Annotated in this window: 10 protein-coding genes, 3 pseudogenes and 1 riboswitch; of the genes and pseudogenes, 2 read left to right on the top strand and 11 right to left on the bottom strand. The window is 45.1% G+C overall.

What is annotated here, in order from left to right; translation table 11 throughout:
* Positions 1-108: 108 nt before the first annotated feature.
* Positions 109-2,199 (bottom strand): helix-turn-helix domain-containing protein, encoded by a 2,091-nt coding sequence (locus tag AC0YN3_RS10750; protein WP_475775045.1) that lies wholly within the window; start codon positions 2,197-2,199, stop codon positions 109-111.
* A gap of 443 nt (positions 2,200-2,642) precedes the next feature.
* On the opposite strand from AC0YN3_RS10750, the gene AC0YN3_RS10745 reads away from it, so the two are divergent.
* Positions 2,643-5,852, top strand: coding sequence for a carbohydrate-binding protein (locus AC0YN3_RS10745; RefSeq protein WP_475775044.1), 3,210 nt, complete (start codon positions 2,643-2,645; stop codon positions 5,850-5,852).
* An 81-nt stretch (positions 5,853-5,933) separates the two neighbouring features.
* Here AC0YN3_RS10745 and AC0YN3_RS10740 read toward each other — a convergent pair whose 3' ends face one another.
* Positions 5,934-6,644, bottom strand: coding sequence for a GDSL-type esterase/lipase family protein (locus AC0YN3_RS10740; protein WP_475775126.1), 711 nt, complete (start codon positions 6,642-6,644; stop codon positions 5,934-5,936).
* A 518-nt stretch (positions 6,645-7,162) separates the two neighbouring features.
* Positions 7,163-7,306, bottom strand: a pseudogene (locus AC0YN3_RS10735) (IS3 family transposase); the annotation flags it as partial.
* A 206-nt stretch (positions 7,307-7,512) separates the two neighbouring features.
* Here AC0YN3_RS10735 and AC0YN3_RS10730 point away from each other — a divergent pair.
* A pseudogene (locus AC0YN3_RS10730) lies at positions 7,513-7,714 on the top strand (IS3 family transposase); the annotation flags it as partial.
* A 231-nt stretch (positions 7,715-7,945) separates the two neighbouring features.
* Here AC0YN3_RS10730 and AC0YN3_RS10725 read toward each other — a convergent pair.
* The 8 genes and pseudogenes from AC0YN3_RS10725 to AC0YN3_RS10690 all read right to left on the bottom strand — a co-directional run bounded on the left by AC0YN3_RS10725 (position 7,946) and on the right by AC0YN3_RS10690 (position 24,507).
* The gene (locus tag AC0YN3_RS10725) at positions 7,946-8,707 is read right to left on the bottom strand and encodes a hydroxypyruvate isomerase family protein (RefSeq protein WP_475775043.1); all 762 of its coding nucleotides are present in this window, start codon (positions 8,705-8,707) and stop codon (positions 7,946-7,948) included.
* A 73-nt stretch (positions 8,708-8,780) separates the two neighbouring features.
* Complete coding sequence (locus AC0YN3_RS10720) at positions 8,781-11,177, bottom strand: glycosyl hydrolase (protein WP_475775042.1); 2,397 nt, start codon at positions 11,175-11,177, stop codon at positions 8,781-8,783.
* 246 nt (positions 11,178-11,423) lie between these two features.
* A complete protein-coding gene (locus tag AC0YN3_RS10715) occupies positions 11,424-11,759 on the bottom strand; it encodes a glycosyl hydrolase (protein ID WP_475775041.1) in 336 nt (111 codons plus the stop codon).
* A gap of 3 nt (positions 11,760-11,762) precedes the next feature.
* Positions 11,763-12,137: a beta-galactosidase gene (locus AC0YN3_RS10710; protein ID WP_475775040.1), complete on the bottom strand. Its 375-nt coding sequence runs from the start codon at positions 12,135-12,137 to the stop codon at positions 11,763-11,765.
* The gene (locus tag AC0YN3_RS10705; protein ID WP_475775039.1) at positions 12,086-12,265 is read right to left on the bottom strand and encodes a hypothetical protein; all 180 of its coding nucleotides are present in this window, start codon (positions 12,263-12,265) and stop codon (positions 12,086-12,088) included. Before AC0YN3_RS10705 ends, AC0YN3_RS10710 begins: the two co-directional genes overlap by 52 nt.
* 195 nt (positions 12,266-12,460) lie before the next feature.
* Positions 12,461-12,634: pseudogene (locus AC0YN3_RS10700) on the bottom strand (RNA polymerase subunit sigma-70); the annotation flags it as partial.
* A gap of 118 nt (positions 12,635-12,752) precedes the next feature.
* Complete coding sequence (locus AC0YN3_RS10695; protein ID WP_475775038.1) at positions 12,753-14,810, bottom strand: glycosyl hydrolase 115 family protein; 2,058 nt, start codon at positions 14,808-14,810, stop codon at positions 12,753-12,755.
* Between the two features lie 679 nt (positions 14,811-15,489).
* Positions 15,490-15,576, bottom strand: a riboswitch (cyclic di-GMP riboswitch).
* A gap of 51 nt (positions 15,577-15,627) precedes the next feature.
* Positions 15,628-24,507: an Ig-like domain-containing protein gene (locus AC0YN3_RS10690; protein ID WP_475775037.1), complete on the bottom strand. Its 8,880-nt coding sequence runs from the start codon at positions 24,505-24,507 to the stop codon at positions 15,628-15,630.
* Between the last annotated feature and the right edge of the window lie 8 nt (positions 24,508-24,515).

Here is a 24,515-nt window from a genome sequence, read left to right as displayed (position 1 = left end):
TTCATGTTCCGGAATTTGCCTAAGCGTAGCATGGAATGTGGAGGCGAAATAGTGACTTATTCTCATCTTAAAGCTCATTTAGAGTCGTATTTGCATGAGATGGCTTTGTTACTGGTCAATGCGATGGAATGCTTCTTTCTTCCTGTATTCCCCAGGAGTTAATCCGGTATGGTCTTTGAACAATCGGTAGAATGCACGGGGATTGGTGTAGCCTACCCGCAAAGAAATTTCATTGATGCTAATATTGGATTCTACGAGTAACTCCTTAGCTCGTTGAACCTTGACTCGAACAATCTGTTCTCCAAGGCTGAAGCCCGTTATCGTTTTGCAAATTTTACTTAAGTGAGTAGGGTGCATGTACACCTTCTCAGCAAGAGCCTCTAAAGTGATATCTTTATCGATATTCTCCTCAATATGCACTAGTATCTTATTAATAAGCTCTTGATGTAGATAGCTTTTTTTGTTAGTTAATTTTTCGAACAAAGCTTTTGCAAGACGAAGCATCTCATCCTGCAATTCCTCAATAGTTGTAATCTGGCCGACCGATTGATCAAACCGAAGGTTATTGCCAAAAATGTCGGACAAAGGAACAAAAAACTCATTCGAAGCATCCGTTAGACAGGTTATATATTGAAGAAATACGAAATGCAACTCTGCTTGTGTGATGCCTACATAGGAAACTTGATTAATAATATAAGCAATAAATTCTTCGTTCTTATCCCATTCGTTCATGCGGAGATAAATTTTTAATTGCTCCTTGAGTTCCGTCCATTGCATCATATTGGCATCGAAGAGATTTCTATCGTCCTTATTCGCTACGCTATGATAGGAGACAATGCTCTCCTTGCCGAAATAGACCTTATAGGAATTCGCCAGCAGTGCTTGCTGGTAGGCACTCTTGATCATAGGACTATTTTCCGCTATCTCACTAATACCTATGCTGACAGATAGGTTTAAAAACTTGGCAAGTTGGTTCTGGGCAAGCTTACTCAGCTCCTCGATTCTCTTGATGCCGACAGACTCAGCTTCATATATTGTCAAATCTTTCATATTTAGCAAAGCTACAATGCGATAAGGCTCAAAGTGGCTTGCTGCTACATAACCCAGCTCTCCGAATATCTCTTCTACAATATTCTCTACCGCGTATAACATTAATTCTTGTTCAACTATCGTATACTTTGTCTTAAAATCGCTTACATCTTCCAACTCCAAAGATAAGACAGCATAGTGAGGATGAGGCAGCTTTATTTTCACATTCTCAGGTACCTCTAACGCTTCATAGCTAGAGGCATTACCCATAATGAGGAGGGAAAGTTGCTTTTGCTTAAACAAAGTCTGATGATTACGGATAGCCGTCATAAACTCCTTGTTCTCTCCACTTAGCTTGGTGAATATTTGCTCCAAATAATTATAATCATTGAGTTGGCGATCTGTATGAATAGAGGATTCTCCAACTAATTCCTTGATATATCGCAATAAATTGCCCATCGGTGTATAGATATTTTTTGATCCGAACAGTGCGGCAATTCCCCCGAAAAGACAGAAAACTAGGCATAGGATAAGAACGCTCCAGAGCAAGATTTGATTATTCTTCTTAATTAATTTAATCGAAATAACGTAATGGTATTCTAATCCCGATAGCCTAGACTTTGCGTTAATGTCCAAATAACCATTGCCCTTATTACCCTCTTCTATGATCTGGAATATATCCAAATGCTCGCTAGTCAGCATATCTCCGGCCCGATTGGTCACAAACAAATAACCAAATAAATCACTCCCACCTCCAGAGCTATCTTCGGTAAAATTAATTTTATTTAAGTCGATATCGATGACGATGTAGCCTGGCAGTCCATGAGTCGCTGGATACCGGACCACATAAGACAGGTTATCTTGACCGCTGCTGCTCGTACGTCTGAAGAATTGATTCGTTGTGATGGGAGTGCCGTTCTCGTTGAATATTTGGAGCAGGTTAGGGTCTGTAAACTCATCAAAGGAATAGATTGAACCGCTATCGGAGGAATATAGTTTTTTAGAAGTAAGGTCTACCAAGTAGAAGTTTTTGATCCAATTCTCATTGGCAACCTTCTTCCCCTGCAAGGAATCATAAAGCTCGAGCACCTCAGAGGTATGTGGGGCTTCTCTAATAATGTCTCGGTAGTGGGAATAGTTCAATAATATTTCGTAGATGAATGCTTGCATTTGTTCGAATATGACATCCTGCGTTTGCAAGGTTTGGCTAAGCAGCTGCTTGCTATAATTCTGTGCTTGATGCTTGGCATTATTAATTGATACCTGATAGGACAGGAAGCTTAGAATCAGAACAGGAATAACGGCAATCGCCAGCAATAAGGTGAGTAACTTCAAGTATCCATGCTGCTGCCAACGATTAGTTTGTTTCATTCTAATGTACCTCCAAGGAATTTAATGAGAGCTTGCATAACTTTATAACATCACAACTTAAGAAGACAGTGTTTGTTCCATCAAATGTGTGCGCAATTCAAGTAATTTGATCAATTCCACCTGTTTAAACACCAATCTAACCCATTTGTCGCTATCTTGAAAGCGCTTTACAATATAGAATACAGAGAAATCGACATTGTTCGATTGAAACGATTTTATCATTCTAATAAACGAGGTGGTTTATGATGTTGAACATGTTGAAAGCAAGCTCGGTTCATCGCTCTGCAATGCTCGTCCTTTCTATGCTCCTTCTTACGCTTATGCTCTATATTCCTTCTGCCCCCACTGTATTTGCCGCTGATCCTCCGATTATCTTCAAAATCTCCGATGCGGTAAAGCCCGGTGAGGTATTCTCCGTTTACGGCGATGAGTTGACAGGTACTGTCAGAGGCAAGCTGATTGAAGCGAACAATCGAATCGTCTCTCCGGTACAAACAGACAGTAAGGGACGATACGGGAGGTTTACCGTTCCATCTGATTTGCCAGCAGGCGTATATTCCTTCGGTATTTCGAATGATAATGGATCAACATGGGGATCGACCTTGTTCCTCAATAAAGCAGACCCGCAATGGCTTTCCGACACTGCAGCTTATCCCGGAATGGATCTAAAGTTAATGGGGGTGAATTTGGATGCTTCTGAATATGGCGGCAGTCGTAATACGTACATACGGTTAGTTCCTACCGGCAGCGGAAGCCCCACGGTTGTCTCACCTTCTGATACTACGCCATATGCAGTCTCGTTCTCCATCCCTTCTACGCTTACTCTAGGCAACTATTATATCGAAGTGAATACGAATTCCGCTGGGCTTGGTGATCAGTGGGTTAGATTAGCTTCTAATACGGTTGACACCGTCTTGCCCGTTATTTCTGCACCAACGGATGCAACTGCATTAGCACTTGGCGTTTCCTGGGCGAAAGATTTCAATTGGAGCACGATTTATAATGTTACCAACTACGGCGCGATGGGTAATGGTACAACAGATGACACTACAGCAATTCAGAGTGCTGTCGATGCAGCGACTGCAGCAGGGGGAGGCGTCGTCTACTTTCCAAACGGAACCTATCCCTTCCTCAAGATTCAATTGAAAAAGGGCGTTATACTTCAAGGTCAGAGCAATACAAACACTATTCTGAAATTTAACAGCGCTTCATCCTCATCCACTGAATATGTGGCCATACAAGGTATGGGAACTTCAGCCGGAGACGGTTATCAAGGAATTGCCAATATAAAAATTACGGTGCGGTCAGACTTAAGCACGTCCCTAAATTTCCGATTAATCAATTTAGGAGGCGACTATTCACCAACGGATACGACACATAATTGGCCGCCTCTCATGTCAGACTTGAATTCCGAAAAGCTGTTTCTCTATAACAATGTCGTAGACGTTCCGTATAACAGCAACAGCTGGAAAGGTATTTATGTATTCGCGGCAGGGCCTGTCCTCATTGCTGACAATCAGTTAAGCCTTAATCATCCGTTGTTCTCTAATTATATAAGAAAGGGTGGAACCATGCGCAATAATGTCATTGATTATGCGCAGGGAAATGTCTCCTTTAGCTCTGAGAACAATCTGTTCATTGGCAATACATTAACCGGTCACGTTACTCCTGGCATTACAGACTCATTATCAGGAAAATTCACAAGTACAGCCGTGGGTTACAATGTCACCCATCAATATCTTGCAAACAACACTATTCAGAACATTAATAACCATACAGGAAATGATGGTGAATCATTCTCATTCGATGTTCCGGGCTATTTAACTGGCGGTGATGTTATCTCTGCAAATTCTTATTCTGCTACCGTTTCTGATGATTACAATCAAAGCTTCTCTGGAACCGGTGACTTAGCCAATAATGAGTGGCAGATGCTCATCCTAGACGGCAAAGGTATGGGCCAAATGCGGAATGTTGCGTCGATAACCGATTTGGGTGGAAGTCCTGTCAAGCAGCTTCTTGTCTCCTTGGATTATGCATGGGATATCGTGCCGGACAGCACAAGCAAATACTCTTTGTCCAGACTGCAGACAGGGACAGTCGAGAATAATACATTGACAGATAATGATGGTCCAGCCGTTCAATTATATTTCAATACCTATGACATGAAGATTGCTGACAACACAGCTACCAATACACAAGGAATTAGTGTCTATGGCATTTATCAGAATACGGTCTCTTATTATGGACAACTAATGCCGAGCTTCTTCGCTGATGTGAGAAGAAATCAGATTAGCGGTAAATCATACCGTTATCAAAACAGCTTTATAGGAGATCGCGCTGAGGATACCATTGCAACCGGAAGCTCGCCATTTGCTGCAAGCGTGTACGGGTCTAACTATAAGGATAATGTTATCGACCGTCTGGGAACAGAGAATGGCTACGATCAAGACTCGCGTTATGCAGCTGGCTTCATCATGAATAACGTCAAAGATGCGATCACACACGGCGCATCGGTGTTGGCTTCCTTATGGCAAGGAAACACCGTAAAGAATAGTAAGTACGGCTTTGGAATATCTCCGAGCGTTTCCAGCGCCTATATTGCGAATTCTACCTTCGACAATATATCGACTCTTGATATCTTGGACAATGGGTCAGGAAATGTTATTGAAGGTGGCCCCACTCCCTCCTTCCAATCTTACGAAGCAGAGGCAACTGGAAACACATTCACAGGAACCGCTGTTGCCAGCGCATGCTCCGTATGCTCCGGCGCATATAAGGTTGGGTATATCGGTAATAACAATGGAACCCTGCAAATAAACGACATCTATGCGGCTCAAGCCGGCATATATACCATTGATGTTGACTACTTGAGCTCGGATGCAAGAACCGCTGATATGAGTGTCAACGGCAATACTGCTTCAGTCGTAAGTTTTCCGGCTACAGGTGGCTTTAATGTACTCGGCACATTGCAATTAAGCGTAAGTCTGCAAGAGGGAAACAATACGATCCTGCTGTCAAATGCAGCATCTTATGTGCCCGATTTGGATCGAATCAGAGTGAACATGGACTATGTTACTCCTGATCTCATTCACCTTGAAGCTGAGCAATACGATGATATGAGCGGAATTAATATTCAATCCACTGTAATTGGCAGTACAGATGAAGGGGATTGGATCCGTTATAATGACGTTGATCTATCTGCCGGTTATTCTACTTTTCTTGCACATTATGGTAGAGATGCCGGTGGATCAGGCTCCGTTCAAATTCGATTGGACAGTACGACCGGCACGCTGATCGGTACGCTAACCACGTCCGATACGGGCGGCTGGTCAGTCATGTCGACGGACAGCACGGCATTGAGCAACGCAAGCGGCATTCATGATATCTACATTGTTTTCCCGTCTGGTTCAGGAGCAGGGAATGGGAATTTCGATTGGTTCGAATTCCAGTGATAACTTTATAGCAGACAGGAAAGAGACTCTGCCAGGTGATAAACCTGCAGAGTCTCTTTTGTTTGATATTTTATCGAATACTTATATTGTCACTCCATGTTGTTCGAGCGACTCTCTTAGTTGTGACGCCATTATATTATATCCTAGCACATGCGGATGAAGACCATCATCCGCAAGCTCCTCACGTAATTGATTGCTGTTCTCTAGTGTCAAATATGAATGATAATCGATATAGATCATACCGAGTCTCTCTGTTAATTGCTGCAATTGCTGATTAACATAGACGATAGCCTCGTTCCGTATATGGTTATGCTCAAGTTCAGGGAGATTAGTCGGCAAAATGGAGCAAACAATAGGTATGATACCGCTGGCAGCACATTTCTCAAACATACGATTCATATCGTTAAGCAAGCCGGGCACAATCTGATCGGTCGTTCTTCTATGCTCATCCGACTCGTCGTCTAACGCCCAGAAGTTGTTAACACCGATCTTGATTACAACATATTTCGGTTTCAATTGTATGACATCAGCATCGAATCTGCGCAAAACATTACTCGAAATATCTCCACCTATTCCTCGATTTACGATTACACGGCCGTCTTTGCCGAAGTAAGCATTTAAATCCCACATATGCGTAATCGAATCACCAATAAACACGAAATCTGTAATGATGCCATTGTGAATCAAGATTTCATTTCCAATATCAAATTCATTCCTGCGGCTGTCCGCGGCGGCACCTTCGCCGAACAGACCTGGTCTAATGAGTGCTACACGTTCCTTCTCCACTTTCATTGCCCCTTTAGTCATTTATCACATCACGAATTGCAGTTATTCCTTTGCGAGAAATAGCTTTGATGAACACTATTTATTCCGAGTTTAGCCAGGACGACGAAAAGACGCTCTTTCGCATTCATCCTAAAACCGATCTTGAGAAAACGCCTAACCTTCTTGCCAATAGGTTAACAGAACACGAGTTAAAAAGCACTAGGTTTTCTACTCGGCGAGAAACCTGAGTAAACACAGCTCATTTAATTTTTTAGAGATTGTAAATATACTGAATGAGTGCGAAGGAGACATTTGATTGTCGGTGGCTAGGTACCCGATCTTATATTTCCTAATCGATATCATGTAGGCAGTAATGATCTAGATTCCAAAATGCGAGTTATAATTCATGTTGGCACTACAAACATCCGTTTTAGCAATAATTATAATATACTTTTGACACACCGTATAACGACTTTTGACCTTAGTCTTAATTATGTAGACAGTAACAAAACCTCATTATAACTTTTAGTCTAGATTTTAACCGCCTAAAAACACTGTAATGGAGGGATATAACCGTTGGAGGGATGCGTTCTCCGTCGGTTGTAAAACAGCTCAATATACTCGAATACTGCCTTTTTAGCTTCTGCTCTAGTCTTAAATTTATGATCATTAAGCCATTCCATTTTAAGCTTCCCCCCAAAAGTATTCCTTGGGGGCGTTAGGCGTTATCGTAGCAATTACCTTTGCGTCTCATGCTGCATGTGAAATCATGTTTTTCCAGGAGACGTTGGTATTGGATCGACTACAGTAAGTTGGACAGATGAATTGAGGGCGAGTAGAATGAGCAAAACAGACAAGGGCGAGTATCTCTGTGCATTTGGGTATCATCCAATTATTCCACATGGACATAGGCAAGGAGTTCGATAACAAACTTATTTCTGAGGCGTTGGCAGACTTCAGCATCAAAGGATCCCTAAACAAAAAAGGCTGCCCGTATTACAATGCGGTAGCAGAAGCCATGTTAAAATCTTTAAAACAATCACGTTTATTTTGAGAATTCTGAACAATTGGCGCTGGAACTTAGTGGCTACGTCAATTCCATACGGCAACCTATCTGCTGCTCTTTGCCAATGCGCTCTCATTAAAAGGACGGACACTGGCATGTAAAAAACGAACATCTCCTTCCTCTTAAATCATTCATGACATATAAAGTCCATTTTCACAGACCTCGATATATGGTTTAAATATGACTGTCGTCCACATTCATCAAACAAAACATGGCCGGGCAGCTCACAGAGCGCCACGGCCACTATTTCTGAAGCTATTTTTTAGGACTCATCCATCAAATTCCTAACGTAATCCAATCCTAAGGCAGGTTCAGAAGACGGCATAAACTCCAGACCAAAATAGTTTGAATACCCCGCGTTGCGCAATGCTTGAATGACGTTGGCATAATGGATTTCGCCAAATTGTAATTCATTGCGCCCTGGACAACCTGCAGCATGTAAATGACCAATGCTTTGAAGATTACTCAGCATTGAGCTAATTAGATTACCTTCAGAGATCTGTTGATGGTAGATATCAAATAATACTTTCACATAATTACTTCCAACCTGTTCGATAAGCTCAAATGCCTCGCTCGAGCGCGTTAAGAGATACCCGGGATGATCAACTGCCGTGTTGAGAGGTTCCAGAAGGAGTGTAACTCCAGCCTCTTCCGCAATTGGAGCCGCCAGCCGTAACCCTGTCAAAACATTTTCAATTTGGCGCTCACGCGAGATACCACTTAATTCATTTCCAGTTTGTGTTATCAGCGTCCCGCAACCAAGTCTTTTAGCAACAATTATCGCTTCCTTGAGGCCTTGCAAGTATTCCTTATGATACTCTTGATCTACTAGATTGCCACCATCTGTACAAAACGTCGAGAGCGAAAGCTCAAGTCGTTTCATTTCGCTTGACATCAGGTTTATGTCTTTATGTCTCCAATTCCAAAATTCGAATGCATCAAACCCTGATAATTTTACATGTGACAATGCCTCTGACAAATTCATATTCCTAAATACGGAATCGATGCAAACTGAAAATTTCATAAGTTCCCCTTTCGTTATTACGCTCCCTGTATCCTGTACTACTTCAATTAATATGGTGCATTAAACTTATCTCTCAAAGCGGTACAGAAACAGTAGCCGAAGCCTGGGTTTTGTTACCCGCATGATCAACGGCTTCATAGGTAACGGTGTATACCCTACCTGAGCCATTACCCGATCTTTCGGCGCGCAAGAGAATTTTGTTATCACTTGTCCCAATCTCAGCGCCTTGGATATCTCCTGTCGTATTACCGTCTCCAGAGCCATTATCCTGCTCGTTGCTCGTAACTGATACTAGCTTCACACTTGCAATGCTAGAGTCGCTGTCTTCTGCTTCCCAAGAGAAAGTAACCTCTTCGAGTTTATGATTGTTTTTTGTAAGTTTTGGCTTATCCGAAAAAACCTTTAGGGTAGGGGGCATTTTGTCAATATTATTAACGGTAGCCACTGCGGTCCCTTGGAGCCCTTTTTGATCAACAAACTCAAAGGTAAAACTTCCATTGTTGGCAAAGGTATAACTGCTCTTGCCATCATTATTCGTTATAGTGACCTGCTTATTCGTTGTGATGGTTGCCACCACATCTTGATTTGTTAAACCGGTTTTACTGTAGCTCACTTCTGCAACAGGTGCCAGCCCATATAAATACAAATCAGTGGGAAGTTCATCCCTTGTAATGACATAATCACTATGATAGACCTTTTGTAAATGCTGAGGATCATTCTGCAATCCATCACGGATCGAGTTTCCTGTCCAAGTCATGAAGTACAGCCAGTCCGCACCAAGGAGTGGTAAAAGATCAGGATCAGGAATAGGTCCATTCTCTGCTAGAGCAACCAACTTAGTACCGTTCACCAGCGAGACAAGTTGATCGTATTTGTTGACAAGTGGGTTGTAATCACCATTAGGAGCATAATAGTCTGTAGTAACGATATCAACGACGTCGTCGCCAGGATACCATTCTTCACTTTCCGAGTTAAATACCCAGATTAAGTTATTCAGCCCGTGTACATTTTTCATGCGATCATACATGAGGCGGTATAACTCCTTGTATGCCTCAGGACCTTTTGCCCCCCACCAAAACCACCCGCCTTCAGCCTCATGCAATGGTCTCCAAATTACAGGAATATGTTCATCCTGCAACCGCTTTAATTGATTGGAGATTACATCAATGTCTCTAAGAAGCAACTGGTAGTCCTCCGAATCAGGATGGGCAAGTGCGTAAGCAACGTCAAAAGTTGTCGCTCTCGTATAGAATCCGCTCCACCATTCATTCCCCGGTACGTCAAGAAGATTCTTTGGTGCGTTCCAATGCCAATGAATTTGAACAATCCCACCTTGTTGACCCCAATCGAGCGCCTGTTCAATCGATTGGGAGGACGTCCCATGTTCCACACGGCTAGGTGAATAATCCATCATATCTAAGCCAAGAAGTGCTGGGTACTTTCCTGTCTGTTCATAAATCCAATCCGCATCATGTCTTTCCTGCTGACCAGAGATAATTCCGTTGCCATACGTGTCCACCAAGTAGTTCATCAATGCCTGTGTTTCTGGTGTAGCGTTCGGATTAGAAAGAATTTTCTCAACTTGATGAGACCCGCCTACTTCAGCAGAAGTTACGATAATATAGTCAATATTGTACCAACCCCAGCCCAAGTTGAATTTTACTGTGTTATCACCGGATTGTAACTGTACTTTTCCTGCTGATACTTCTTGAAAACCTGTCGATTGCGCTAAAGATATTTCACCCGTGCCTTGGCCATTCACAATCAATTCTGTTTTCTTATCTCCAAACGGTGAGTTGTAGCCGACAATGATTTCAAACAGTCCTTCATTAGGAGCGTGATAGGTAAGCATTAAATCTCCCTCTCCCTTAAAAGAGGCATATCCTGTACCCGAGTAATCGCTGATCGTATTTTCAACAGAAACCGTGCCGGTCTTGGTACCATCCTCTGCTTCGATCTTCTCAGATCCTCCAATAGGTGTTACCAAAAGATAGTCGATATTGTACCAACCCCAACCCAAGTTGAACTTAAACGTATTTTCCCCGGCTTGCAGAAGTACTTTGCCTGCTGATAGCTCATGAAAGTCAGCCGATTCCTCCAAGGAGATTTCGCCTGTACCTTGGCCATTCACAATTAATTCTGTTTTCTTACTTCCAAACGGAGAGATGTAGCCAATAGTGATTTCATACAGTCCTGCATTGGGAGCTTGATAAGTTAGCGTTAAATCTCCCTCTCCCTTAAAAAAGGCATATCCTCTACCAGAGTAACCGCTGGTTGTATTGTCAATAGATACCGTGCCTGTCATTACGCCATCCTCAGCCTCGACTTTGTTCCCTACTACAGAAACCTGAGTATTGGCAACCTGATTATTAGCAGCGCAAACTGGTATGACAAAAGAAATTAACAAGCAAAGAGACAATAAATGGATTAAGCTGAATCTTAATCGTTTGAGACGTGATTTATTTTTCAAAATAAATTTCCTCCCTTGCATATTAGTTTTAAGATCGAATGAGTAAGCTTAAAAGCCAAAAACAGTAAGTGTCTCTCTAAAACAATTAGATAAAACAGCAATCTTCTCTGTATTATTTGCCTGAAACCATTTCTCTGCCATACCACCCCCTCTCAGCAACGGATAAAGCTCCCAAATCGGAAGTTCGTCACGCGTGACGGTGACGGGGGGATCATAGAGCTTGCGAAACATCGTGCGTTCTGTATATCACTCGGATAGCACGTTGTTGCCCACTTCATCCTGTTTATGAACGAATCCTCCATACCAAGTGCAGTTCCATGCCCATAGCGCCTTATCAGCTATGAGTTGCTCAGGATCAGGCAAAGGCGCATTCTCCGTTATAGCAATGATTTTATTCTTCTTCGAATAATAGAGCGCTTGCTCGAATCGTTCCTGATGGGAGCTGTAGTTCCGCTCTGGAGAATAAATATCCTCTCCGATGATATCAACATAAGCATCGCCAGGATACCAATCCCTATGTTGCCCATTCCATACCCAAATCAGGTTGTGTAAACCTTGAACGTTCGTCATTCGATTGAACATAAGTTAGTCCACGCTTCTGCAGCCAAGCGACAAACGCACGATTGCACGTATCGCAATGGCATTCTGGTAGTGCGTCTCGTTATCGATTTGCCAGCCAATGACGCCGGGATGCTTCACATTGCGCTGTGACACCGCTTCCACAAATTTGGAGCCCAGCAATCTCAAGGAATAGCTGTTGTTGCAGCGGTGTCCACGCACAACCGGCCGGATGATTCGACGTTGCTCATACATTGGCAGCACATCGGGATAACGGGTTGTCATCCAGTTCGGCGGGTTATTGGTAGGTATGCATAACACGATCTGCATGCCGCGCGCGTCGAATACTTCTATAGCCGCATCCAACCATTCAAACCGATAATCCCCCTCGGTCGGTTCCATTCGGCTCCAGGCAAACTCCGCCATTCGTACAACAGCAACACCGTCTCTTGCATAAGCGCAGCATCCTTCTCCCAAAGCTCGGGAGTCCATTGCTCTGGATAGTAATCAATTCCGATCTTAATCGCCATCCTGTGATCTCCTATATTCACCAATATATTGCGATTATATGCTATATTAACTGGAGTGAATATCTTAAATAATTAATCCGATATAATAATATTAAGTTAACAGGAGAGTTGGTCGCATCCTCATGCCAATCGCGCTTTCCCGGTAAAGTGGATCGAACTTGAGATTGCCACTTCTTTAGTTGAGAACTACTCACTTTACTGCCGCTTCACCTTATAAAACTCATGATATAGCTTCATCAAAGCCGCTTCTCCATTCGCGACACATAACTCCGCGAGATCCCCGCTATGCTCCAGCCCAAATCGGCCGATCACGACTTCCTTCTCGCGGTCATCGAGTATATCCAAGTTTTTATAGATCTTAGATTTCTCGCATCATGATCCTGTAGATACCTATTCCGTATATCTTATTCGTGAGACCTCGTTCTCGCAGAGCTTGCATACTCATTCCTATCGCTCCTTTGTCAAGTACGACATATATTCCTCTACCTCACAGTTCAAACTTCTCCTGCAATCTTCGAGCCAACTCGTCGTCTGACAAGGGATTGCGATGCGTATTTTCTAAATAAATATATTTCTCCGTTTCCGGCATGAGATAATTTTTATACCAGGCAAAGAAATCGGGACTGTCTCCGTGGACACGCAGCCATCTTCTTAAAGTATCCATATTGTTCACGGTGCTCTGTATATTCGTGAGCCAGTCCGCTCGGTAGAAATTGTGCCAATGTCCGTGTTCAGCTTCTTGCATAGCTTCTAATCCCTGTTGATAGCACCGCATTGCCCGCGATGCATGTACGAATGCAGCGGGAAACTCCTTATTCATGTAAGCTTTATAAGAATCACCTAAAGCTGCAAAACCCTCGCAGCCGGATAGATGCAGCTTGACGTGTAGCAGCAGATGATCATTCATTCTTTGCTGCTCCTCGTTCGGAAGCTTCGTTATAAGCTTGTCGATGCGCTTTTTGAGTAACTCCCAGCTAGGTACCGCGTCCACGCATTTGCGGCTAAACCAATCAACCTGCTCCGCAAAACCGACCGCCCCCGTTGCCCAGTTCAGCCCCTGCAACGGCTGTCCGCCTCTCCCTTGAAGCCAATGACCGACGATCTCTCGGGCCGGATGATGATAGAACTCCTCACCCGCACGATCATCTTCATTTGGGCCGTACGAAATGGTCTGCTCAGCGTAATCAAGATGTAACGCGGCAATCTCGTCTTCGCAAGCGGAGTACATACGGTATACAAATTGAAGGAGGTGCTCCTTTGAATCCGCATGACCATTGCTCCACAGCTCGCGGATAAAGTCCAAGGTATATACATGCGGTCTAATATTTCCGCTGTTCACCAGCAGGTATGAGAATGCTCCCGAATGGAAAGCATCCTCCAGTTCCTGCTGGATAAAGGAAGCTGGAGAGGGGAAAAGGGTCAAATGATTTGATGCCTGAAGATCGTGGAACGTTACATGATAGTAAACACCGTGCTTCCCTCCGTCTTCTTTCGAAGGGAGCGAAGGAACTCTCAGATTATGGTTGTTATGACGACGGGAAACCATCTTACCGTACCCATTATCGGCCCATATTCGCATAATATCTTCAGGGATATCGATATGACCTGCCTTGTATAATTCTGCAATCTCGCCGTATAAAGCTACACAGCAATACGGTTCTTCAACCTTCTGCTTAACCATGTCATACTGCCTAAGGACGACTCTGCTGATCATCTCTCCGCGCTTCGCTGGTGTATCGAATGAAGGGTCTTGTATCCAAAAAGGCTGGTCTCCTTGCCCTCGGAAGGAAAGAACCCAAACAATCTTCCGGTCCTTCTGTGTTTCAATTGCTTCCTCCCATAAAGCTTCGAACAGCTCCGGATTATCTTGATAGCTAGCCTTCTTGCCGGGATATGCACGCAGGAACATCTCAGCGCCAAGCGGCTCTGCATGATGGTGCGTTACCCATAACCCCATCTCTGACGCAAGATCAGCATGAATGCCATGTTTAGGCAGATCGGTACCGGGGATCAACATATTGCCGCCGCACCGCAGTAAGGCTTCGAAGACGGGATACCATACTTCTTTGGCTGGGGGATACTCCTCCTTCCATCCAATCAAGCACACTTCATCGTTGACGAACCATCCTCGGAAACGAACAAACGACTCTGGAGAATCGTAATTCTCTTCGGAAAGGTGTATTTCGCCCCGGCGCACCGGGTATTTATCCATCCAGAACCAGAACGGATCCACTCCCAGATATCTGCGACTATATTCTAACAAACCAAATACTAGCCCGAGGTCATCGTGGGCCATAATGTGGAGTGTCATGACCCCATCTGCTGCGATAAACTGAAAAGAAAATGCCTCTGGATGCTCGGGGCATAGATCCTCCAAAAGAGCATAACGGACTTCCACTTCAACTGGAGCGTCTTCGTCCACTTGAAGCTTTGGCACCTCTCCAAACACATATTTAAGATCCCTTCCCACCATTTCCCAAGCATGGCGTACTGGAGAGGTTAACTTCTTAGGCAAGCGATAAGTCGTGTGTCGATCAATGATCATTGTTATCGAATTCCCCTTTCATGTACCTAATAGATGCAACACTGCATCTAGATCTCAACGATTTTCCGGTTTACTGAGCAATAAATGCAAAAGTCAGGCTATTGAGATCGTCTCATTGATTTTTAACAGACCATTTTTTATGCTATTATTCTCATCTCGGAATGAAAAAGTTGATTAGAAACGATCTGAGAGACAGCTTTATCTACCGATTGACTAAATGCTCGGATAAATATGACTTTCTCAAGAGCCTGATAACTTCATTGATTTCAAGGTTAACTGGCAGTTTTAAACCCAATCGTTCAACCTGCATGTACTCACTTACATCATAAGCATCACATCAGTAGAGTAACAATGAGACAACTCCTACTTTACTTTCATATTTCCGACATCCTTCAAATACCTATAGTCTAAATAATTAGTAGTAGGTCAAGAAGTGGGATTATTCCCTCAGACTCCTATCAAACCGTGCATGCGGATTCGAAATGGGGCTGCATGAGAACACGCTCTACCGTTGAATTATGGAGCAATCTTCAAAAAGATGGAACAGCTTACACCCGGCGCCTTCCGCCGCAGCTATCAAAAGTCGTAACATACGTTCGACGAGTAAATGTGGTTTGTCGTTGTACTGCCAAGCACACAAAAGCCTGCCCTTCTTGAAAAAGGGCAGGCTTTCGTGTGTTTCGCAAGCCAGACTATCTTCGTTCTAAAGCATCTTAGACCTTATAGCTTTGCGCACCTGCTTTTAAGCAGGTTACCTTTTGGTTATTAAACTGTTGATGTCACTACTATGGTACTTTATCGCTTATATTCCACCAGGTTACTTTGACAGCAGGTTATAAATGACCTGCGCCATCTCCGCCCTGGTACTGGTGCTTGTCGGTGACAGCCTACCGCCACTGCCACTGATGGTTCCTGTTTCAACCAGCAGCGTCATTGCGTCCTTTGCCCAGGATTCGGCGATATCACCTGCATCGACGAAATCGGATAAGGTTTTGCCAGAGTTTCCCTCGGGTAGACTCCCCATGAGCTTCAGCGCATTGTAGAGCAAGGTAAACATTTCCTGACGGGTAATTTCCTTACCCGGTGCGAACATGTTATTGCCCACGCCGTCAGATATGCCCAACTCCTTGGCTGCTGACAAGTATCCTGTGTACCAGGTGTTGCCTGCGTCCGCAAAGTTATCTGCCCTGTTTACATCAGGAGCGATGCCGTACGCTCTCATCATCATCACAAGGAATTCTACGCGGGTCAGCTTGGCATCAGGGCTGTAATTTCCGCCTCCCGTCCCCTCGGTGATGCCTCTCGCTGCGATAAAGCCTACTGCTTGGCTGTACCACGCGTTTGCCGCTACATCATTGAAGTCCACTTTGTTGTAACCTATTGCATAGAGTGAGAAGTGGTTTGTTATGAAGCTTATCGTGCCGGTTTCTGGATCATAAATGCTATTGTTTACAATTTCTAATTTCCCTTCTGCGTTGATGTAGTAGATAACGATTGAATTTGTATGCTCGTCGTCTTTAGGCGTATAAGGTACTGCAACGGATACTCTGCCTCCAAATTGAGAGATTGTCTTATCTCCGCTAGTGACGCTGAAATAGAACACCGGGCGCTCTCCCACAGCCTGTTGTGCTTCGGCTGAAAGAGTGGAGACTTCTACCTTTGATGCTGTTATCTTTATGTCTTCCGCCGCTTCACTGTATATGGAGGAGAGGGCATCTGCGTCAAAGTAGATATGGGCAAAAGGAGTAGTTACTTTAAGAGAATCCGTTTTACCGTCTGCAGCAACCTCCATAGCACTTTTCGGTATGATGAATTCTACGGTTGTGGCATCCGCCTTGGCGTCTACCTTGATTTCTATAGCTATCGCTGTAATGTTTTCATGTTTTTCGACTTCTGCCAATGCCTGACTGATGGCATAGCTTATCTGTTCCTGTGTAACGGCTGCGGTTGCTTTATCGCTGTCGTCAACGGTAACTGTAACGGTTGTTGTGACAGTGGCCGTATTTCCTGTAATCGTTATTTCTGTTTTCGTTGTTCCTCCTACAGGCGGAGTGCTTGGTGGAGTAATTGGTGTACCTCCGCCTCCGCCATTTGAGGCTGCGTTTGCTGTCAGCGTCATTGTATAAGTGTCGATGGAATCTACCTTGCCGTCATTGGCCTTGAATACCAGCGCAGTCGTTCCTGTGGAGGTCGGGGTATAGGAGTAATTCGCACTGGCTCCTATGTCTGCGGCTCCGTTCACCGATACCTTGTAGGTCAATGTATCTGCGTTTGCATCTTCAAATATTGCTGCCAGATTAATGGTGTAGGTATTATTCACCGTCACGCTTGCCGTCGCTGCAGCCGGTACCTCACCCTTGCGGATCGGTGCTGTGTTCGGCGCTGCTCCCAGCGTAAAGTTAATAATATAGGTTTGCTTCGTCGTACCATCCTCGGCTGTTACCCCCACAATGGCGCTACCGGGTAGTGTCGCGGCTTGCGTAATGCTGACGGCAGCTTTTGAATCGGAAGCTATGGCGGCGACTATAGCTGGTTGGCTACCGCTCTGGGTACCATAAGGCAGTTCCACGCTATAGATGTAAGTACCTTTGATAAAATCGCTCACGGCAATACCGCCCACCGTCAGATCACTTAAGGAAGCATCCGTTCCAGGAATGGGGCTTTGTTCTGCTTCAATCGTTAGTGTTGCATTTCCTACATCGAAGGAGATGCTAAGCACCATGGCATCACCGTCTGACAGATTCAATCCTGATAAAAAATCTTCTGTAATAGTCAGTATATTTCCGACTAAGGTAAAGTCATTAGGCGATTCCAGATCATCTGTACCATTGACTACCCCGGTTACAGTAGTTGCATCATTCCAGGTAATCGACGTAACGATATCAGTTGGATTATCCAGATCAAAGACTCTCGTTACAGGGCCGATGGTCGCGCTCTCTAGAGTTGCTGTAGAGCTAATGACAATGCTTAATGCCTGAGTAACGTTGCCCGCTGTGTTTGTCGCCTTCATGGTGAAGTTGAAGGTTCCAAGCGCTGTCGGCGTGCCGGAAATCGTGTTGCCCGACAAGCTTAGTCCGTCCGGCAGGTTGCCGTTGTCAATGCTCCATGTAATCGGCGTATTGCCGGTTGCCGCAAGTGTCTGACTGTAGTCCGTACCAACCGTGCCGCCGATTAGATAGAGTGTTGTGATCGTAGGGACTACTGGTGCGTCCTCATACGACGCTGTTACTTCCACGGCGTTTTCTGGCATGGTGAATGTGGTGCTTGCAGCCTGCGCATCCGCCAAGATAACGCCACCACCTTCTACCGTCCATTCCTTAAACTGATTGCCTTGAGGGGGGGCATCCGCTGCGATAGTCACGGTAACACCTGCCTCATAGCTGCCGTCACCGGAGCCGCCATTTACAGTTACGGTATTGAAAATACTGACAGTCAAAGCATCAATTGCGTTTTCTAACACAGTGACGGCGTCGTTAATTTCGGTTTGTGTAGCTTCCGCGTTTGTCAATACTGTTTTTGCATTTTCCAGCGCAGACTGCATGGTCTGCCACGTAGCCGTGGTATAGTCATGTTGTCTCAGATCCGAAGCTTCATTAATTAAAGCAGCAAGTGCCGACCTATCTATCGTTTCGCCCGTTCCCTCAATCTCAAAAGTTCCAATAGCTCTGAAATAGGTCATTGCGGTCCATTGAGATCCAGTTGCCTTTAAGTTGTTTACCCTTATATACTGCCCTTTCGTATTGGCAGGCGCGGTATATGACGCCGGATTTGTTGGACCTCCATCTGCTGCTAATTCACCTAGGGTGTCATGTAAAGTAGTCCATGGACCTGAGCTATCTGACGCTACCTGTAGGACGAATCGGCTCGGCTGCCCCCAGAAGGCTATATCGATCTGCTCGATAATAGCTTCCGCACCAAGATCCACCATCCACCATGACTCGTTGCTATTGCCTGTTGTCCAAACTAGATTAGTTGTTCCATTCCTTGCGTTAAGCAACGGGTGATTAGGTGTATTAACACCATGAGTCCCACCAGCCGATACGCTTCCTGCATAAGAATCAAAGTAAGAGGAAATATCTCCATTATTGAGAGCATTCACAGTAACGGTTATGTTGTCGGTAATCATTCCCTTAATATCTTTGGCATAGATCGTTGCTGAGCCTGGTCCTACGGCTTTAATTACACCGGTGTACTCATCAACCGTAGCAACGGTTTCGTTTCCGGACGACCAGACCACCCTGTCGTTAGTAGCAAATGCGGGTGTTACGACCGCGCTGGCGTTTCTAGTCATCCCAACAGCAAACGGAAGGACAATGGAGTTAATCTTGATCGCTTCAACTTCAATGACATCAAGCAACTGCAGAGCATTAACTGCTGCGTTTAATTTCTGTACATCCATGTCAATGATGTTTTGGTATAGATAATCCCATTCTTCGGTTATTGCCTCGACTAAATGTTCCTGGGCTTGTTCCACCGTAGTCTTGTACGCCAATAGGGTGTTCTGCTTATAATACTTATCCTCATATGTTTTGGCCGCCTCCGCATTTTGTATAGCGGTTATGAGCGCGGAGGTGTCGAGTAGTTTGGAGCCAGTGATATTGAATGTTACATCAAACACCTGATCCGTCTCATAATAGAAATTAGCCGTTACTCTAATCTTGGCTTCACCCATCTCTAGGAAGCGGATATTGGCTCCCCCGTTCGACTCGGGTGTTATGCTGACTAAATCAGGAGTCGAGGTCGTCCAGTTTGCCGAGGCTATCGGCCTGTCGGTACCAGCGACACCAACTCTTGGCGTTAATAATAATTCGTTTCCGGTTTCCACGTCAAAAGTACCGTCTTCGTAAGGTTTACCCTGAGTGTCCGTTAACTTAAACCATTCATAGGATATATCTGTGGGATTGACTATGTTGACTGTAGCGGTAGCGAAAATGGTCGAGTCTTCCGTTGACCTTGCCGATATGACAGCTTCACCAGACACAATATTGCCTACGGTGTCTACCATGTTTGTCGGTTTAACAAGTCCGTCCGTCACAGTTACTAGACTTGGGTTACTTGAACTCCATGTGATACCTTGGCTGACTTCGGCTGGTGCGACACTCGCCTCAAGCTGGTATTCAGAGGATATTGTACCCTCGATAGGCACAAGATTTACCGTTTTAGTATTCAAAAGCACCTGATCGGGCACTGGCGCCGCCGCATATACGTTAAAGTTATCGATCGACGCATTCCAAACTACGTTGCCACTACTGCGAGTTGCGTAAAGTAGTAGATTGTTAAGCATGCCGGTATGATCAGTTCCTAATGATATCCCAGTATGGGACGTCGTGATCGACGGATCATCTTTTCTTGTAATGGTAAAGTCAACTGTATTCGTCTTCATGTTCAGTTCGATATGAAGATTATTCCAAACATTGAATGAATTGAAATTAGTTCCGACAGGTTTGGCATTGGCGAGAGTTAAGGGGTCTGAAGAGGTAGTCAGCCCATTATACCGTAATGGTTTTCCACCCGCACTGTAATTAAGCACCCCGTTCCTTGCTTCCATGCCGAATAAAATATTTTTATTGTTGTCCAGAAGCGCAAAATACGCTCCGTTTGTACTACCTGTAGGATTAGCTGCATTGAAATCAAAATCAACTACAACCTTGTCATTTTTGACAGCGGGAGAAAATGTCTTTAACGAACCTCTGTCGCCGCCGGCATTTACAGAGTAGCTCAAATAATGGTCATCGGTGTTTGATACACTTTCTTTTACTGATCCACCCATAGCCCCGGTAGCGCCGGTTATAACACTACTTGCATTTGTAATGGCCGGTCCATTATCTCCCCATGTGTTATCAACGGCTCTATTATTGAAATTCTCACTGATCGTCGGCACGTATATCGGCACGTTGACGGTGTGGCCGCCTTCCACTGAGGTCGCGGTTATCATTGCGAAGCCAGGCTTATGCGCTGTGATCATACCATCCAAAGCCACTGAGACAACACCCGGATTGCTTGATGTCCATATTACGTCGGTATTGGTGGCATCATCAGGTGCAGAGGTCACCCTCAAAAGATATGTGGGTTTATTTTCATCCACCTTGGGATTATAGCTGCTATCAGAATATGTTGAGAAATAGTTTGATTTGAAGTAGTACCCGCTTCTGAGCTCCTCCCCAACGCCTATACCCGTGAGGGGTATAGCATGCGCTTGGACCTTAACGAGAGATGAAGCGGTAAGCTCGCTGCCGTCTTGGGTCGTTGCCGTAATATTGGCCGTTCCTAACCCTAGAGCTGACACCAATCCTGTATTTTCGTCCACCGTTGCTACAGCAGTATTGTCTGATACCCATTTCACTGATTTATTGTAAGCGTTAACAGGCTGAATGATTGTATTCAAGGTCCTGCTGGAGTTTATCTGCATAGTCATTGTTGTCTTGTCGAGATCTATATACTCAACCTTTTGGGGTACAACTTCGACTATGCTCTCATCATACAAATCAGTTCCGATGTCATCAGATGTCGCTCGAATGATAGCTGACCCTAGTCCCACGCCTTTTACAACGCCTTTGTCGCTTACGGTCGCTACCGCTTCGTCAGAGGAACTCCAATGGATCTTATATAACGAGGCGTTCGCAGGTTCAATGGCTGCCGACAGCTGCACCGTCCGTCCGATACCTAGTTCATTATCCTTGGGGCTTACGTTTACCTTTGTAACAGCAATATGTTTGGATACTACCTCAAAGCTAAGCAGCTCTTCACCTGCGGAGTTGCGCGCCGTAATCGTCGTCGTACCGCCCTTTTTGGCATTCAGCTGCACAAATGGAGTGCCTCCGTTGTTGGTGCCAGTCGCTGAGGTCAGATGGAACATCTCCCCTGGAGGAGTCTGCCATGTCTCACCGAAGAACGAAGCTACTTCAGGATCGCTGGATTTATACCAGACGACCTTATCGGTTACGGATGCCGCCAGCGATGGAGTAAGTCTAATTTTATCAAATACATTGACGTTTATAGTCATGCCGTCTGCTATCGCAGAAGCAGAACCGCTATTAATTGAATAATTGAGTGTCAAATCACCTTCTACATTCGTGTCCGCCAACGTGTTGGAATTGACTGTGACGCTGATGGTAGTAGAAACGTTCCCTACTTTTGCCGTGATAGTGGCGCTTCCAGGCGATACACCCGTAACGAAACCTTTGCTGTTCACTGTGGCAACGCCTGAGGCACTAGAAGTCCAGAGAATCTCACTATCCGTTAGAACCTCATTCATAGGCGTAATCGTCGGGAGCAGTTTCTCAGACTGACCGACCCTTATCGTCGTGCTGCTCTTTGTCAGAGTAATTCCGGTCGGATCCGTTTGTGCTACGGTATACGTACCATATCCCTGCAAAGGAGTCTGCATCGTATCCGCCTTATCTTTGGGCCATCCGCGCGCCATGAACGCGTACATGCTGTCCATCATGTCGCCCGCTTTACCTGGTTTGACGCTTCCCATTTCCCGGATGCTCGTGTCGCCGTTGTTGAAAAGGGTACGGGCTGTTTCGGCTGGCGGACCGTATTCGAACCAGTTCGCGCCTACAGTGGGAATCCACTCTGCCGGCCAGCAATAGAACCCACGCATCTGCCCATAGGGATTAGGAACATCCGATGCGCTCTGTATAAAATCTAAAAGCCAGTTGTATTGTCCGTTATGACCGTTCGGGGAGTTTCTGTCGTAATGATTGGTAATCCCCATAGTGGAAGCGCTGCCGTTAAGCGCATAGCTTGTAAATGCGTGAGCGGTCTCGGCGACGATTTGGTCATTGTATCGTAAAATGTTGTTGCCGTTCATCGCTCGGTTGATCGACATCGTGTCACTTGTGGGGTGACCGCCATATGAAGTACCCGCTTGCGCTGTTACATTCACACCATTGTTAATTATACTTGTGAACCAAGAAGTGTAGTTGCTTACACCATATCCATTGTTTGAGTGGACAGATGCCGGCAAGCCTGGGTATGCCGCCTGCGCCGCTTCAATGGAGGCGTTTACAAGTTGTACATGTCCATTGGAACTGGCGCCACTGCCTATAGGCCGGAGTATGCCGCTGTTCTGCTCGTTTCCGTGTTTGACGCCGATCACATCGACATTCCTGTCCTTTAATTCCTTCATGAAGTCGTAGACGTAATTGTAAACTGCCGATTTCAGCAATTCAAGAGGTGCCGTCGTCATGACGCCATCATAGCTGGTTTCAATCCATGAAACAGGGGTATTCGCCTGCGCCTGGGACATCCAGGTATCGTTGTAATGGAGGCCGGGCATAAAACTCATACCCAATGCCGTGGCGCGCTCGCCAATGTTAGCCGTTCTTATCTTGTCAAAGGCACCGGGTACCATTTTTAACGGATACGGATTGCCCTCTTCGTCATTCGAGCCAACCCATCTCTGCACATATTTGCCGCCCGATTCCTCATACACGAGAGCTCCGGCTTCTACAAATACCATATTGGCAATAGAGTTTACCCCGTGATTCGACATAATGCGGAGCATATCCTGCTGAACACCGTTAGCGAAGTATTTTCCATTATTATCCTCAATTAAAGGCAAAAACGATGCTTCTGCGCCCCTGATATAATGGCTGTTGACACGGAAAAGGTTAAAGTTGTCCACGTGCGAATTGTTCGTCCCGTTGCTGGTCCAATCGTCAGCTAAAAAACCACCAGATTCATGCGTGTCGGTTGTATACAGCGTGACGGAATCTTTATACGCCTGATCGTATATCGTGTTAGCGTAAATCGTCACACGGGTATCGCTCGGACCTGTTTTGAAAGAAACGGAAATCAGTGAATAGCCTTCTGTTGAGGAAGGGGCTTGTCTAAGAACCGTGACGCCATTTTTCACACCCAGATTAACGCGATTTCCTGTGGCAAGTCTCACTACATTAAGACCTTCACCCAAATGAACTTTAACCATATCCTGCCTGAATGCGTCGGCCACATCGACCTTTGCTCTCATGGTTAATATGTAACTGCTGTTGGGTTGTACTTCGACTGTCTGGCTGATTTCAGCTCCTGTACCGAGCTTTACAGCACCTGCTCCTGCGTCCGCATCATTGGATACTGACACATCACCGCTTGTAGTCCAGTCCGATAAGCTACTCTCAAAATCCCAGTTTTGAATCGTATTCTCATCATTTGAATCAAGGGTAATTTCAATTTTATCCACAACTAGAGTATGGCCTGACGGGGTGGAAACCGTTATGGTCATTTGGCCATTATAAACGAGTACAGTCCTGAGTCCTACATCAGTAAATGTGTTGCTGTTTGTATAACTTGATATCTTCGATACGGTTTCAGGTCCGCCGGTATTGCTGACTACCATCCTTGTAGCGGTGTTGCCGTTGGTACTCCCCGTGCCTTTGGCCCATATAGAAACGGTATACGAGCCTTGAGGTATGCCTGTGATAGTTTGCGAAATGGATGAATCCGCGGCTAAGGAAGCGGCCCCGCTTCCTCCTTGACCACCACTGGCCAAATGAGTCACATTACCGGTTGTGGTCCATCCGGCAAGACTGGAGAAATCAAGGTTTGTACCGCTATTCATTTCCATCGGAGATCCGGATTGTGATGCCGCCTGCGCGGGGATCAATGGCATTTGATAAAAGATACTCAACAATGCCAGGACAAATGCGAGAAAACGCAAGACTAGTTTTTTTGATAATCTTTTAGAATTCACTTTTTCCC

The sequence above is a fragment of the Paenibacillus sp. J22R232 genome (genome assembly GCF_056269165.1).
This window is presented reverse-complemented; position numbering and strand designations above follow the sequence as displayed.